The 15,387-nt window shown below is 60.8% G+C and carries 12 protein-coding genes; 2 read left to right on the top strand and 10 right to left on the bottom strand.

Going from position 1 to position 15,387, the window contains the following annotated elements; genetic code table 11:
• Window positions 1-3 precede the first annotated feature (3 nt).
• The 3 genes from AC2VNM_RS10375 to AC2VNM_RS10365 form a co-directional block, all read right to left on the bottom strand.
• Window positions 4-420, bottom strand: coding sequence for an ExbD/TolR family protein (locus AC2VNM_RS10375; protein ID WP_483166390.1), 417 nt, complete (start codon window positions 418-420; stop codon window positions 4-6).
• A complete protein-coding gene (locus AC2VNM_RS10370) occupies window positions 417-1,034 on the bottom strand; it encodes a MotA/TolQ/ExbB proton channel family protein (RefSeq protein ID WP_483166391.1) in 618 nt (205 codons plus the stop codon). The genes AC2VNM_RS10375 and AC2VNM_RS10370 overlap by 4 nt, the downstream gene beginning before the upstream one ends.
• A gap of 98 nt (window positions 1,035-1,132) precedes the next feature.
• A complete protein-coding gene (locus AC2VNM_RS10365) occupies window positions 1,133-3,322 on the bottom strand; it encodes a ComEC/Rec2 family competence protein (RefSeq protein WP_486913253.1) in 2,190 nt (729 codons plus the stop codon).
• On the opposite strand from AC2VNM_RS10365, the gene AC2VNM_RS10360 reads away from it, so the two are divergent.
• Window positions 3,307-3,879: a DUF2062 domain-containing protein gene (locus AC2VNM_RS10360; RefSeq protein WP_483166393.1), complete on the top strand. Its 573-nt coding sequence runs from the start codon at window positions 3,307-3,309 to the stop codon at window positions 3,877-3,879. The two genes, AC2VNM_RS10365 and AC2VNM_RS10360, sit on opposite strands and share 16 nt — an antisense overlap.
• Here AC2VNM_RS10360 and AC2VNM_RS10355 read toward each other — a convergent pair.
• The 6 genes from AC2VNM_RS10355 to AC2VNM_RS10330 form a co-directional block, all read right to left on the bottom strand.
• The gene (locus AC2VNM_RS10355) at window positions 3,876-4,565 is read right to left on the bottom strand and encodes an ABC transporter ATP-binding protein (protein ID WP_486913252.1); all 690 of its coding nucleotides are present in this window, start codon (window positions 4,563-4,565) and stop codon (window positions 3,876-3,878) included. The genes AC2VNM_RS10360 and AC2VNM_RS10355 overlap by 4 nt on opposite strands.
• Window positions 4,558-5,802 carry a lipoprotein-releasing ABC transporter permease subunit gene (locus AC2VNM_RS10350; RefSeq protein ID WP_483166395.1) on the bottom strand — a complete coding sequence of 415 codons (1,245 nt, stop codon included), beginning with the start codon at window positions 5,800-5,802 and terminating at the stop codon, window positions 4,558-4,560. Before AC2VNM_RS10350 ends, AC2VNM_RS10355 begins: the two co-directional genes overlap by 8 nt.
• Window positions 5,799-7,283, bottom strand: a complete 1,485-nt coding sequence (gene lysS, locus AC2VNM_RS10345; protein ID WP_483166396.1) for a lysine--tRNA ligase — start codon at window positions 7,281-7,283, stop codon at window positions 5,799-5,801. Before lysS ends, AC2VNM_RS10350 begins: the two co-directional genes overlap by 4 nt.
• 21 nt (window positions 7,284-7,304) lie before the next feature.
• Window positions 7,305-8,403, bottom strand: a protein-coding gene (prfB, locus tag AC2VNM_RS10340) for a peptide chain release factor 2 (RefSeq protein ID WP_483166397.1) whose coding sequence is annotated in 2 segments (ribosomal slippage) — window positions 7,305-8,327 and window positions 8,329-8,403 — 1,098 coding nt in all. Because the reading frame shifts where the segments join, the coding sequence is not laid out codon by codon here.
• 268 nt (window positions 8,404-8,671) lie between these two features.
• Window positions 8,672-9,514 carry an S-formylglutathione hydrolase gene (fghA, locus tag AC2VNM_RS10335; protein ID WP_486913251.1) on the bottom strand — a complete coding sequence of 281 codons (843 nt, stop codon included), beginning with the start codon at window positions 9,512-9,514 and terminating at the stop codon, window positions 8,672-8,674.
• Between the two features lie 8 nt (window positions 9,515-9,522).
• A complete protein-coding gene (locus AC2VNM_RS10330) occupies window positions 9,523-10,632 on the bottom strand; it encodes an S-(hydroxymethyl)glutathione dehydrogenase/class III alcohol dehydrogenase (RefSeq protein WP_486913250.1) in 1,110 nt (369 codons plus the stop codon).
• 219 nt (window positions 10,633-10,851) lie between these two features.
• Between AC2VNM_RS10330 and AC2VNM_RS10325 the strand changes: the two genes are divergently transcribed.
• Window positions 10,852-13,035 carry a TonB-dependent receptor gene (locus AC2VNM_RS10325; protein WP_483189728.1) on the top strand — a complete coding sequence of 728 codons (2,184 nt, stop codon included), beginning with the start codon at window positions 10,852-10,854 and terminating at the stop codon, window positions 13,033-13,035.
• 13 nt (window positions 13,036-13,048) lie between these two features.
• On the opposite strand, the gene AC2VNM_RS10320 is transcribed toward AC2VNM_RS10325, so the two are convergent.
• On the bottom strand, window positions 13,049-15,313 hold the full coding sequence (locus AC2VNM_RS10320; RefSeq protein ID WP_483189729.1) for an FdhF/YdeP family oxidoreductase: 2,265 nt from the start codon (window positions 15,311-15,313) through the stop codon (window positions 13,049-13,051).
• Window positions 15,314-15,387: the final 74 nt, after the last annotated feature.

Raw genomic sequence — 15,387 nt, 5'->3', positions numbered from 1 at the left:
GGCTCAGCGTCCTGCCGGACTCAGGGTCGCGAAACTGATGCGCGTCAAACCTGCCGCCTGGGCCGCATCGAGAACGTCGATCACATACTGCTGAGTGGCGTCCTTGTCGGCACGCAAGACGATGACACGCTCCGGATCTTCGGCAGCCAGGGCCTTGAGGCGGGGCAGCAGATCGCTCATCGACAGGCCATGGCCGTCGATGGCCACTTGCCCCGTCGCACTCAGATCGATGGTGATGGGGGTTTTTGGTTCGCCCCTGGCGGCTTGCTGCGCCTTGGGTAACTGCATCGAGATGTGACTGTGCCGCACAAAGCTCGTGGTAACCATGAAAAAGAGCAGCAGCACCAGGACGATGTCGACCATGGAGATCACGTTGATCTCCGGCTCCTCATTCCTTCCACCCCGCGAGCGAAAATTCATGATTTTCCGCCTGCCAGCAAGTTGACCAGTTTCAAGACATCCTTCTCGGTAGCCAGCACCAGCACCTCCACACGCCCGCGGAAATATCGATAAAAGAGCAGACTGGGGATGGCGACGATCAGGCCCGCCGCAGTGGTGATCAACGCCTCGGCTATGCCGCCCGCCAGGGCCTTGGGATCGCCCATACCCACCGCACCAATGGCAGCAAAAGCATGCATGATGCCGAAGACGGTACCGAGTAGGCCGAGCAGCGGCGCGACACCGGCAATACTGCCCAAGAAGTTCAGGTAGCGATCGAGATGCGCCATTTCGTGGCGCCCGGCGTCCTCGACGGCCTCTTTGATGGCATCTCGTGGCTGCCCCACCTGCTGCAGGGCAACCAGAAGAATACGTGCCAGGGGCGTGTCGTTTTCATAGAGCTGCTTGACGGCTTGCGGCAGTTTCCCCGCTTCCACCATGTCGGCAACTCGCTCGACCAGACCCGGCGGCACAACCCGCGCCCGCCGCAGCACCCAGAAGCGATTACCGACGATGGCCAGGGCCAGAATCGCGGCTAAAATGAGGATGGGCAGCACAAAACCGCCCAGGCTGAACAACTCTACGAGATCTCGCACGCAACACTCCCGCCAGATAACTTACGGGAAGCGACTATAGCATAAGCACCAGATTTGCCGAGAACCTTTCTGTTACGCTTGGTGAGCAAGAGCGGGGATCAGGCCAACTCCCAGTACGGGCGGGGACGCGCGGCCTGTGGCAGATGCAAGCTGCCGTCTTGCCAATACCAGGACGGCCCTTGGTCTTCGCCGAGATAGCGGATGCTGGCATAGGGGTACTGGTGCAGCAAGGCATGGCGTTGCCAAGCATCCCAGGTATAGGGTGCAAAAATCAGCTTGGGAGCAATGGCAAAATGCGCGGCAAATAAACGTTTTTCCGTTGCCTCGTCCATATCCCCCAAAATCAATACCCGCCCGGCATCGAGGCTGAGCACGCAAGGCTGCACTGGGGCGAAGTGCAGGGCTCGGCCACCGGCGATGACACCGCCGGCACACGCACGTAGGGGTCGATTGGCTGCCCCCAGGCGATTGCCAACCGGAATCAGGGTCTCTGTAGCAGCCGGCAAGGGCTGCGGCAGGCTCAGATCGCCAAGCACCCAAACGCGCAGACGACTCTGTCCAGATTTCTGCAACTGCGCTGCGAGCAGTGGTGTCAGGGCTCGCTGATCCGGGCGAAGCCAGAGGTTGGCGGTGTAGAGTCCCGTCTCCCGGCCAGAGTGCCAGAACAACGCCATTCCCTTGCCCACTGGCAGCTCCTCCAGGCGAAAGCCATCCGGCACCGGTCCCGGCGCCAGGAGGGGTACAAAACCGAGATAGGCCAGATTCCGTCCCGGCCAGTAGCGCGGCAGCAGGAGCAATGCAAAGAGTATGGCGCTGGCGAGTGCCGCCCAGAAGCGCCCCGGGGTCACCGTCAGCAGGGCCCAGGGCCAATGGCGCAGCCAGTCGAGCATGGCGGTTACGGCCTGCATTTCCAGGGCCACGAGGCGAAAGAGCAGGCGGTAACCCAGTTCCCAGTCCAGCAGCGAGAAGGCTGCGCCGAGCAAGGCCAAGGGCACGGCAAGCAGCTCGATCAGCGGTATCACCAGTAGATTGGCCAGCGGCGAGATCAGCGAGATGCTGCCAAAGAGGAAGGCAAGCAGCGGCAGCAGCAGGATCGAGACCCGCCACTGCGCCGCCAGGGCCTGGCGCCACTGACCTTCCTCCATACCCAGACTGATCAACACAGCCACCGCCAGGATCGACAGCCAGTAGCCCAGATCGATGACCTGCCCCGGATCGAGCACGGCCATCATCGCCGCGCTGAAGGCAAGGCCGGACCACGCCGCATGGCGGCGGCCCAGCAAAGCTGCCACGCTGGCGGCGGTAATCATCCAGGCAGCGCGCTCCCCCGGACTTTGCATGCCCGCCAAGTAAGCATATGTCCAGGCTACCGGGATGGCCGCCAGGAGCGCCGCCTGCTGCGCTGGCCAACGGCGGACGAGGGCCGGAACACGGCGCCAGAGGGAGCGCCAGAGCCAGAGAAAAAAGCCGGTGATGACGGCCACATGGGAACCGGAAATCACCAACAGGTGAGCGGTACCGGTATCTCGGTAGATCTGCCAGACGCTTGGGGGAAGCTGGTTGCCGATACCCACCGTCAGGGCCTGCACGTAACCCGCCCAAACCCGCGGCAGGGCGGCGTTACTGGCCTGTACCACGCGGCTGCGCCATTTTGCGAGCAAGTCCAGAGGATGCCAGGAAGAGGCTGGCAGGGGCGTGGCGGAGACGATCTTGCCCACACCCAGCAAACCCTGCCAGAAACGCTGGCGTGGCAGATCGACAAAGGCGCTGTGGCGCAGGGTCTGTAGCGATTCCGAGCGGATTTCCAGGCACCAGCGTTGGCCGGTGATCGGGGCTTCGGGTAGGGCTCCGTGCAGCTCGACCAGAGAAGGCATACGCACCATCAGCGCCGCCGGCTCGGCACGCTCCGGCGCCAGGTGGAGACGCCACTGACCGCGCTGCTCCTGCGGGATATCCGCAATGCGCCCGGTGATAGTCAGCGATTGCCCGGCGGGGAGGACTCTTTCGAGCAAGTGCCGCGCCTGTAATCCAGTAATCAGAAAGGCCAAAGCGACGGCTGCGGGCAACAGCGCCTGATGCCAGCGCCAGGCCAAGAGGAGAAAAAGCAGTAGCGCTAGGCCGACTGGTAGTTGCGCTGGCAGTACGCTAACGGTCTGAAAGAGAATCACACCGGCCAGCAACGCCAGCGACACGGCGAGCAGCCCTGGCCAGGATTTGGACCAGCGCGCGAGACTCGCTAGACTAAGCCCTCTTTGTCCCGACAGGATTCCCTTTGCACCTGCCCGCATTTCTTCGCCTCCCGAGCCGTGAGGAAATCCTCCGCAAACGCCCTCTGGGACGTTTCACGCACTATCTGACCCACAGTGCCTACTGGCAACTGAAGCGCAGCAATCTGGCCCGGGCAGGCGCTTTGGGCACCTTTATCGGTACCCTACCCTATTTTGGGCACGAACTCACGATTCTCATTCTGTGTCTGGTCCTGCACCGCTGGCGGCGCATCGACGTCAATGTGCCCCTGGCGATGCTCCTGCCCTTTATCGTCACCGGCCCGCTCACCATCGTCGAGGTATTCTACGCCTCCTATCAGCTCGGCTACTGGCTTCTGCAGCAGGTGCACCTGGCCCCGGCCATCACCATCCATTATGCCGACATCCAGCGCCTGGTGCATGGCAACATGGGATTGCTGTCCATGGGAGACCGCCTGTGGCACGCCTACTGGGTCACCTGGATCGGCAGCATTCCCTTGGGTGCCACTCTCGCCGCCATCGTCTACGCCGGCATACTGCTCGGCTGGCGCGCATGGATCAACTGGCGCCTGTTTCGTCGCCGGCAAAACCGCAACTAGGGAGCAGCACTATCCTGTAGAGTACCATCGCGCAAGTGCAGCACCCGCGCCATGCGTTCCGCCAGGGCGGGCTCATGGGTTACCACCACCATGGCCGTTCCCAGCTCGGCATTGAGGTCGAGCATCAGCGCGTGCACCGCCTCGGCAGCGGTCCGGTCGAGATTTCCCGTAGGTTCGTCGGCAAGGAGCAAGGCTGGGCGGGTCACCAGGGCACGCGCCAGGGCCACGCGTTGGCGTTCCCCACCGGAGAGCATCCCCGGCTTGTGCTGATAGCGTTGCCCCAATCCCACCCGATCAAGCAGTTCCTTGGCCCAGGGCTCGCCTGCGGCCCGCTTCTCCCGGCGGATGAGCAAGGGCAGTAGCACATTCTCCAGGGCAGTAAACTCCGGCAACAGGCGATGCAGCTGATAGACGAAACCGATGCTCCGATTGCGCAGGCGACTGCGCTCCGCCTCCCCCAGGCGGTAGAGATCCTGCCCCAACACCTGCACAATGCCATCACTGGGGCGCTCCAGGCCGCCCATCAGGTGCATCAGCGTACTTTTACCTTGTCCCGAGGCGCCGACGATGCCCAGACGTTCGCCGCGGCGCAGCTCCAGATTGACGTCGCGCAGCACCTCCAGGCGTCCCGCGCCGAAGCTGTAGCCATGACGCAGGTGTTCCACCTGCAAGACGAGATCACTCATAGCGCAACGCCTCTGCCGGATCGACGCGGGAGGCGCGCCAGGACGGATACAGGGTCGCCAGCCAGCTCATCAGCAGGGCGGCGATGGCCACATGCACCACGTCTGCCGGCTCCAGGCGGGAAGGCAACTGACTGATGGAATAGACCTCGGGCGAGAGAAACTGCACGTGGAAGAGCTGCTCGATGAAGGGCACGATGGTCGGGATGTTCAGCGCCAGCAACACGCCACCGAGCACCCCGAGGGCCGTGCCAAAGACGCCGATGATTACCCCCTGCACCATAAAGATCAGCATGATGCTGCGTGGCCGCGCGCCCAGGGTGCGCAGAATGGCGATATCCGGCTCTTTATCGGTCACCACCATCACCAGGGTAGCAACGATATTGAAGGCGGCCACGGCAATGATCAGCGACAGGATAACGAACATCACCAGCTTTTCCATGGCCAGGGCTTTGAAGAAGTTCTCGTGGGTCTGGGTCCAATCCTGCACGTAAAAAGCGGGCCCCAGGATCTTTTGCAAACGCGCGGCAAAGGCAGGCGCAGCAAAGGGATTTTGCAGTTGCAGGCGTAGGCCGGTCACCCCGGAGCCCAGGTTGTAGAGCGCCTGGGCGTCAGGGAGGCTGATGTAAGCCATACCGCTGTCGTAGGCGTAGATGCCCACAGAGAAGAGCCCAACGACGGTGAACTGGCGCAGGGTCGGCGTCACCCCCAGGGGCGTAACGCCCCCCTTGGGCGAAATCAGGGTCACCTTGCTACCGATGGTCGCGCCCAGTTGGCGGGCCAGGGCACTGCCCAGGACGATTCCCCAGGGCTGTTTCTGCAAGGTATCGAGGCTCCCCGCCTTCATATCTTGCGCCAGACGGTTCACCCGCCCTTCCAGCTGCGGATCGATCCCTTCCACTAGGGCCCCACTCACCAGCCCGTCGTGGGAGAGCATGGCCTGGGCCTGGACGTAGGGCGCCACTCCGATCACCCCCTGCACCTGCGAGAGATTTTTTTCCGACTCGCGCCAGTCGAGCACCGGCACCCCGTTGCCCTGCACGATGACATCGGAGGTAACGGCCAGGATGCGGCTACGCAGGGTGTGGTCAAAGCCATTCATCACCGCCATCACGGTGATCAGGGCAGCCACCCCGATCACCATACCCAGAATGGCCGTGCCGGTAATGAAGGAAATGAAATGGTTGCGCCGTTTGGCGCGGGTGTAGCGCAGCCCCACCCAGAGCTCGAAAGGGCTCATGCCTGCTCGGGCCGCAAATGGGGAAAGAGGATGACCTCGCGGATACTGGGCTGGTCGGCCAGGAGCATCACCAGGCGGTCGATGCCCATGCCCACCCCAGCAGTGGGCGGCATGCCATACTCCAGCGCACGGATATAGTCGTGATCGTAGAACATCGCCTCGTCGTCACCGGCCTCCTTGGCCAAGACCTGGGCCTGAAAGCGTTCGGCCTGATCTTCCGGGTCATTGAGCTCGGAGAACCCATTGGCCAGTTCGCGCCCGGCAATGAAGAGCTCGAAGCGGTCGGTGACTTCGGGATCGGCGTCATTGGCGCGCGCCAGGGGGCTGACTTCCGTCGGGTATTCGATGATGAAGGTGGGCTGTAATAGTTGCGTTTCGACGGTCTTTTCGAAGATCTCGATGAGACGTTTCCCCCAGCCCCAGCCCGCCTGCACCGGCATCCCCAGCTCCTGCAATTTTGCCGCCAGGACTTCGGGATCGCGCAGATTCTTTGCCCGCAGATCGGGGTTATAGGCTCGCACGGCCTCGGCCACGCTCAAGCGCGCGAAGGCGCCCTCCAGGTCGATCTCCTGTCCCTGATAGACGATCTTCGTCTGCCCTAATGCAGCCTGTGCTGCTGCACGAATCAGCTGCTCCGTGCGATCCATGGCGATGTGATAATCGGCATAGGCCTCGTACCACTCGAGCATGGTGAACTCGGGATTGTGGCGGGTGGAGATGCCCTCGTTGCGGAAATTGCGATTGATTTCAAAGACGCGTTCGACACCGCCGACCACTAGCCGCTTCAGGTAGAGCTCGGGGGCGATACGCAGATAGAGGGTCATATCGAGGGCATGGTGGTGGGTGACGAAGGGCTTGGCCGTCGCGCCACCGGGGATCGGCTGCATCATCGGCGTCTCGACCTCAGTAAAGCGCGCCGCTGCCAACCCCTGACGCAACGCCGCCACCGTCGCCGAACGGATCTGGAAGGTGCGCCGCGTCTGCTCGGTAACGATGAGGTCCACGTAGCGCTGGCGAAAGCGGGTTTCGGCATCGCTCAGACCATGCCATTTCTCCGGCAGGGGGCGCAGGGCCTTGGCCAGCAATTGCAGGAAATGCACGCGCAGGCTCAACTCGCCAGCCTTGGTGCGGAACAGCGTCCCCTCGACCCCGATCACATCACCCAGATCGAGTTCCTTGAACTGCGCGTAGGCACCCTCGCCCAGCTCATCGCGGCTGAGAAAGAGCTGCAAGCGACCGCTACCATCCTGGAGATCGGCAAAGCTCGCCTTACCCATCACCCGCCGCGTCATCAGGCGTCCACCCAGACGGGCGCTGATCGGCTCCTGCTCGAGCGCCGCGGCGTCCATGTCAGCACAGCGCCGTTGCAGATCGCCGGCCTCGGCATCCCGCCGGAAGGTATTGGGATAGGCACGGCTACCCTCGCGCCAGCGCTGCAGCTTCTCCCAGCGCACCTGCATCTGATCGTTCCGCTCTTCCATGCCTTGTCCTCGTTCCCTGCCTCAGAGTCCGGCCTTCAGGGCCGCCTCGATGAAAATATCCAGACCACCATCGAGCACCTTTTGCGTATCGCCCACTTCGACACTGGTACGCAGGTCTTTGATCCGTGACTGATCCAGCACGTAGGAGCGGATCTGATGCCCCCAGCCGATATCGCTCTTGCTCTCTTCCAACGCCTGCTTTTCCGCTTCCCGCTTTTTCAGCTCCATCTCGTAAAGCTTGGAGCGCAACATGCGCATCGCCTCGGCGCGGTTCTTGTGCTGCGAACGATCGGCCTGGCAGGCCACCACGATACCCGTTGGCACGTGCGTGATACGCACCGCCGAGTCGGTCTTGTTGATGTGCTGACCGCCAGCGCCGCTGGCGCGATAGGTGTCTACATTGAGGTCCGCAGGGTTGATTTCGATTTCGAAGCTGTCGTCGATCTCGGGATAGATAAAGACACTGGCAAAACTGGTGTGACGACGGTTACCGGAATCGAAGGGCGACTTGCGCACCAGACGATGGACTCCGGTTTCCGTGCGCAGCCAGCCGAAGGCATGATCGCCTTTTACGTGGATACTCGCCGATTTGATCCCTGCCACTTCTCCTTCCGAGACTTCCACCAGCTCGGCGGCGAACCCATGCGCCTCCGCCCAACGCAGGTACATGCGCAGAATCATTTCCGCCCAGTCTTGCGCCTCTGTGCCACCGGCACCTGCCTGGATGTCGACGAAACAGTCGGCGGCATCGTGCGGACCAGAGAACATCCGCTGGAACTCCAGCTTCTCCACCGCTGCCAGGGCCTGATCGAGATCGGCATCGACGGCTGCCAGAAGCTCCGCGTCATTTTCGCCCAGGGCCAGTTCCAGCATCTCGGCGCTGTCGGCGACCTTGGTGGCGAGCTCATCCATCGGCCGCACGATGGCCTCCAGGCTGGCACGCTCCCGCCCCAGTTCCTGTGCCTTCTCCGGCTGGTTCCAGATCGCGGGATCCTCGAGCTCCCGTCCGACTTCTTCTAATCGGCCCCGCTTTTCTTCGAGGTCAAAGATACCCCCTCAGGCCGTCCAAGCGGGCCTGGAGATCGTCGCGCAGGGCGCGTATCTCATTCACTTCACGCATCGCAAATCCTTGTCTCGTGAGACTCCAGACCATGATCTGCCTGGCGCCAAAGGCGCATAGTATGCGCAAAGATTGCTCTAACGACCAGCACCGAGAAACATCTGCTACCCGAAGGCACGGATCTGTTTCACCGGATCGCGTTCATTGAAACCGAAGCGAAAGCGTTTCAAGGTCGGTCTGGTCAATCAGACCGTCAGGGGAGGACTGCGGGTCGTTTCCAGGACCGGTCCCGTAAACGGACGATGCCGAGCCTGGTGAAGAGACAAGCTCACACCTGTAGCGCCGCCGCGTGGTGCCGCAGGTGCTCTTCCATAAAGCTGGAGATAAAATAATAACTATGGTCATAACCAGCGTGCTCGCGATAGCGGAGCGGCTGCCCGGCCTCGGCGCAGGCGGCAGAAAAAATCTCCGGCCGCAGTTGTTCTTTTAAAAAGGGATCGGCCAAGCCTTGATCCACCAAAATTTCTCCCGGGAATCTTTGGCGCAGCACTAATCTGCTGGCATCCCATTCCGCCCAGGCTTGACGGTTTTCCCCGAGATAACCGGAGAAGGCCTTCTCTCCCCAAGGCACCTGGCTGGGAGCCGAGACGGGAGCAAAAGCCGAAACGGAACGATAGCGCTGCGGTTCGCGCAGGGCACAGATCAACGCGCCATGCCCACCCATGGAGTGGCCCATGATACTCGCCCGCGTCGCATCCACGGAAAACTCCTGCGCCAGGAGAGCGGGTAGCTCCTCAGTCACATAGTCATACATCTGGTAGTGCTGCTGCCAGGGGGCCTGCGCAGCACGCAGATAAAAACCCGCACCCATACCAAAATCCCAATGGGCATCATCACCGGGCAGCCGCGCCTCGCGCGGGCTGGTATCCGGCGCCACCAGGATCAGCCCCAGCTCGGCAGCCCAACGCTGGGCGCCCGCCTTGATGAGAAAGGTTTCCTCGGTGCAGGTGAGGCCAGCGAGGTAATACAGCACGGGCAGCCGCTCTTTCTGCGCCTGCGGCGGCAGGTAGACTGCAAAGCGCATGGGCGTCTGACAAGCGCTGGAGAAATGACGAAAGCGTGTGACGCTGCCGGCAAAGCAGCGATTTTCGGCAACACATTCGAGTTTCACCGCCGGCCTCAAAAGGTGATGACGCTGCGAATCGACTTGCCTTCGTGCATGAGGTCGAAGGCCTCATTGATCTGTTCAAGCGGCATCACATGGGTGATGAGGTCGTCGATATTGATTTTGCCATCCATGTACCAGTCGACGATCTTCGGTACATCGGTACGCCCGCGCGCACCCCCAAAGGCCGAGCCGCGCCAGTTGCGTCCGGTCACCAGCTGGAAAGGCCGGGTGCTGATTTCCTCGCCGGCACCCGCCACCCCGATGATCACCGAAGTACCCCAGCCCTTGTGCGCGCACTCCAGGGCCTGACGCATCAACTGCGTATTCCCCACGCACTCGAAGGTGTAATCCGCCCCACCGCCGGTCAAACCCACCAGGTAGGGAACCAGATCGCCCTCGACTTCCCTGGGGTTGACGAAATGGGTCATCCCAAATTTTTCAGCCAGAGCGCGCTTGCCTGGGTTGACGTCGACACCGACGATCATGTCTGCGCCGACCATCCGCGCTCCCTGGATGACGTTCAAGCCAATGCCGCCCAGACCAAAAACTACCACCTTGCTGCCAGCCTCCACCTTGGCGGTAAAAACCACCGCGCCGATACCCGTGGTCACGCCACAACCGATGTAACAAACCTTTTCGAAAGGGGCGTCCTCGCGAATCTTGGCTACGGCGATCTCCGGCAACACCGTGTAATTGGCAAAGGTAGATGTCCCCATGTAGTGATGCAGCATTTTGCCATTCAACGAGAAGCGACTGGTGCCGTCGGGCATTAAGCCTTTGCCCTGGGTCGAGCGGATGGCCTGACAGAGATTGGTTTTGGGATTGAGGCAATACTCACACTCGCGGCATTCCGGGGTGTAGAGAGGGATGACATGGTCACCCGGCTTGAGCGAACGCACATTGGGCCCGACCTCGACCACCACCCCTGCCCCTTCGTGGCCGAGGATGGCGGGGAGGAGCCCCTCCGGATCGGCCCCGGAAAGGGTGTAGGCGTCTGTATGGCAAACGCCCGTGGCCTTGATTTCGATCAGCACCTCGCCGCTTTTTGGTCCTTCCAATTGCACGGTTTCGATAGAGAGAGGCTGCTGGGGGGCGAAGGCTACGGCTGCACGAACGTCCATGGGATCTCCGAAGTTAAGGAATAAAAGAAAGATACCATCCGGTATGTAAGCTTGGCAAACTTCGTCCGAAAAACCGACATATCAGAATATAGCCATTTATTAACTATAAAATGAAAATTTTACTTTATAGATAATCTTGTCTTAAGTACAAATTAAAACTTTCCATTCGCCAAAATATTACTTCCAATAGATCATGCAGAAAACCTTGGAGTGAACAACATGACCCTAAAAACACTCAGATTTGCGATTTATCTGGCGATGATTGCGGCGAGCGTACGGGCCGGCGCGAAAACCGCCGAGCCCAGCAATATCGACCCCACTCCTCTCCTAGTACAGGTACAGGTGCACAATAGCGCCGAGATCGGGCAGCAGACGGAAACATTCACGCACCCCGCCAGCGGTGCCGACAGCAGCCACCTGCTCGACTTTGTGAGCGGCGCACAGAGTGTCGCCTCGGGTGGCGTTTCTGCCTTGCCCTATCTGAATGGCCTGGCGAGCGATAATCTCAATCTGCGGGTGGACGGCATCTCGATTCCTAATGCCTGCCCCAACCAGATGATCCCGCCCCTGTCGTATCTGCCGCCCAGCCAGATCGGCAAAATCGAAGTCTATCCCACGGTAGCGCCGGTAAGTGTCAGCAACAACGCCATGGGTGGCACGATCCTGGTTTCCGCAGAGGCACCCATCTTTGCCAGCCCAACACAGAAATATAGCTATGGCGGCAGCGTTGGCGCTTTCTATCAAAGCAATGGCAATATTCATGGAGAAAATCTCTCCATATATGGCGCCACGCCGCATTTTTCCATTCAGTATGCTGGCAGTCTCAGCCAGGGTGACAATTATCAGGCCGGCAAGGGATTCAAACCCGCGACATCCAGTATTCCGGCAAAAACCGTGGGCTCCAGCGCTTTCCGCAGCGAAAACCAGAGCGTGACCCTGGCCGGTCATTGGGATACTCAGGAACTCACTCTGCGCATCAGTCACCAGCACATTCCCTATGAGGGCTACCCCAACGTGCGTATGGACCTGACCGATAACCAGCAGGCCAGTTTCAATCTGCACTATCGCGGTGGCTTTCACTGGGGCTTTGTCGATGCCCGAGTCTACAATGTTCTGATCCAGCACGAGATGAATTTCCTGCCGGACAAAGTCACCGCCATGGCGGCAGAGATGCCCATGTATTCCCAGGGGGTGAAAAATGGTCTGCGTCTGGAGTTCGGGCTGGATCTCAGCCCACAGGATCTGCTGCGTACCGGCATCGAGGTTGCACGCTATCACTTGAACGATTGGTGGACGCCAGTGCCGGGTAGCCGGATGATGGGCCCGGATACCTTCTGGAATATCCGCGACGGTCGGCAGAATCACTACGATGCCTTTGCCGACTGGTCGCACCATTGGAATCCAGAGTGGATGAGCCGCCTGGGCCTGCGTTTCGCTGCGGTAGACATGAACAGCGGGCCGGTGCAGGGCTACAACCCTATGATGTATGGGAATCCGGCCATGCCGGGCTCGGTGCCAGGGCAATTCAATGCCGCTGATCGCTCCCGTAGTTTCAGCAACTGGGATCTCAGCGCCATTCTCCAGTACCACCCTACTGCCGCGACGGCCCTGGAGCTGGGCTACGCACGCAACGTTCAGGCACCCAGCCTCTATGAGCTCTACCCCTGGTCCAGCAACCAGATGGCGATGTTCATGAACAGCTTCTCCGGAGATGGCAACGGTTACATCGGCAACCTGCACCTGCGCGCCCAGACCAGCAACACCATCAGCGCCAGCCTCCACCTGCAGGAAGTCCACTGGGATCTACGGGTCACCCCCTATGTGAACTACATCCAGAACTACATCGGTGTCGAGCGCTGCCCAACGAACTTGGGCGGCGCCTGCACCATCGCCAACCGCGACGCAGAAAGCGGCTTCGTAAACTTGCAATACCGCAACCAGAATGTCCTGATCTGGGGGGTCAACCTGCAAGGGCAGACACTACTGCTGCACAGCCAGCAGTGGGGGGACTTTTTCCTCGACGGAAAGATGGCGTATACCCGAGGTGAGAATCTCAGCCTCGACGTACCGCTCTACCGGATCATGCCCCTCAACGGCAGCCTCACCCTGCACCAGGACTGGGGGCACTGGGAAAACTGGATCCGCGAGACCCTGGTCGCCAGCAAGACCCGGGTCGATCCCCTGCGCAATGAGCTGCAGACACCGGGCTATGGGCTCCTGGAGCTGGGCACACGCTATCGCTCCGGTCCCTGGCAGGCCAGTCTGCGCCTGGAAAACCTGCTCAACCAGCTCTACTATCAGCCCCTCGGCGGGGTGTACCTGGGACAGAAGCCATTTGTTTATGGCATCCCGCTACCCGGCCCGGGGCGGTCGGTGAACCTCGATCTCCGTTATCAGTTTTGAGATCGTAGTCCGATCAGCATGCCAGGCGCACCGCAATTCCTTTGGAAGCGGGCGTTTTCGAGAGCTTGTCGTGCTCCGAGATGGGAATCAGCGGGTTCAGCTCGGGATAATACCCGGCAACGGTACCGCGCGGGATCTCGAAAGATACGAGCTCCAGACCGTCCACCCGACGCTCTACCTCATCCGCCGCGTCACCGAGCAGCGATACCTTTTGTCCCGGACGCAGACCGGCATCGGCGATATCCGCGGCGTTCATGAGGAGCACATCGCGCGTACCCTCGATGCCGCGGAAGCGATCGGAATAGCCGTAGACCGTGGTATTGAACTGATCATTGGAGCGCAGGGTGATGAGCCGGTAGCGCCCCGGTGCATCGGCAAAATCCAGGGCATTGAGGCGTTCCGGCAGAGTAAATTCGGCCTTACCGCTGGGAGTTTTCCAGACCCGCTCGCGCGCCGCGTTGACTCGCCAAAAACCTCCGGGCTTCTGAATCCGGGCGTTGAAATCATGGAAATCCTCTGGGTAGGTAGCCGCGATCAGGTCGCGTACCTGGCCGTAGTCTGCTTGCCAGTCGTCCCAGCGCAGCTTGGGATTGGGGTCCAGGGTCGCCTTGGCAATCCCCGCCACAATCGCCAGCTCCGAGCGCAGCTGCGGCGAGGCCGGTTCGCGGTGCCCGATGGATGGGTGGATCATGGAGAAGCTGTCTTCAATGGTCACGGTTTGATTGCCCGTCGCCTGCTTGTCGATCTCCACGCGCGACAGGCAGGGGAGGATGTAAGATTCCTTGCCGGGGTACAAATGGCTGCGGTTGAGTTTGGTCGATACCGTCACCGTCAGCTGCTGCTGTGGCCAGACCTCTTGCAAGCGGGCGATATCAGGCATTGCCCGGAGCAGATTGCCGCCGAGGCTGATCGTGGCCGCCACCTCGCCGCGTAGCAGCGCCTCGCCAACCTCGACAATGTGCATGCCGTCCTTCTGCGGCGGTTCAAAGTCGAAGAGGGCGCGCAGCTTGTCCATGGGAACGAGCACCGCCTTTTCCGCGATGCCCACCGTGCGTTGCCCCTGCACATTGGAGTGCCCGCGCACTGGACAACAACCGGCACCGGGGCGACCGATATTGCCGCGCAGCAAAAGAAAATTAACCAGCATGCCGACGTTCGTCGAACCATGTACCTGCTGCGTCAATCCCATGCCGTATACGCCAATCACCCGTTCGGCAGCCATGTAGACCGCTGCCGCTGCGCGCAGAGCGTCCTCGCTCAAGCCGGTCTCCGCACAGATGGCCGCCCAGGATGTCGCCCGCAAAAAATCGAAAAAATCCTCGAAGCCATGGGTATGCTCGGCCAGGAACGCATGATCGATGACCGTACCACCCTGGGTTTCATCGGCCTCCAGGACCGCCTTGCACAGGCCAGTGAGGGCAGCGATATCGGAACCGGCACGCAATTGATGATATTGATCGGAGATTTGCGTCTCGTGGCCACTGAGCATATCCGACACGCTACTGGGATCGACGAACGCCACCAGACCCTGTTCCCGCACCGGGTTGAAGGTGATGACCTTGGCCCCGCGCTTTTTGGCATCCTTGAGGGGATGCAGAAAACGGGGCGAGTTCACGCCCGGATTCTGACCAAAGAAAAAGAAGCAGTCAGCCTCGGCCAGATCTTCCCAGATTATCGTGCCCACCGGCGAGCCAATGACGCGCTTGAGACCAACGCTGGTGGTCTCGTGACACATATTGGAGCTTTGCGGCAGATTGTTGTTGCCATACACGCGGGCCAGTAAGGCGTAGAGGTAGGAGGCTTCCAGACCGGCGTGCCCCGAGGCGTAGAATACCACCTGTTTTCTGGGCAGACGGCGCAGGGTCAGACCGATGGCAGAATAGGCCTCGTCCCAGGAGACCTCGACATAGCGATCCTGCTCGCGATCGTAACGCAGCGGCGCCGTGAGGCGTCCGGTCTTTTCGAGTTGGTGGTCGGACCAGTCACGCAGCTCGGTGACGGTATGCGAATCCCAGAATCTGGGCGTGCAGCGTGCCGAGGTGGTGTCCCAGAGGATCGCCTTGGCGCCATTCTCACAGAATTCGAAGGGATGGTAATTGACCGGCTTGGGCCAAGCGCAGGAGGTACACATACTGCCGCCGGGCTTGTTGAGACGTGCCAGGGTCTCCAGCGCCGCGGGGGTGGCCCAACTCTCGCCGTAGATATGTACGATACCCTCTACCGATCCCCAGCCACCCGCCGGTGGCTTGGGAAGATTCACCTGGGATTTCTTTTCCACTGCCATTCTCCCGATTTTGTCTAGACTTTCAGTATAGAGAAGCGGAGAGGATTACGCTGGCCCGCGAGACATAT

This window comes from Acidithiobacillus sp. TH-A67 (assembly GCF_057473545.1).
The sequence above is the reverse complement of the archived record's forward strand: the minus strand, read 5'-3'. Positions and strand labels throughout refer to the sequence as shown.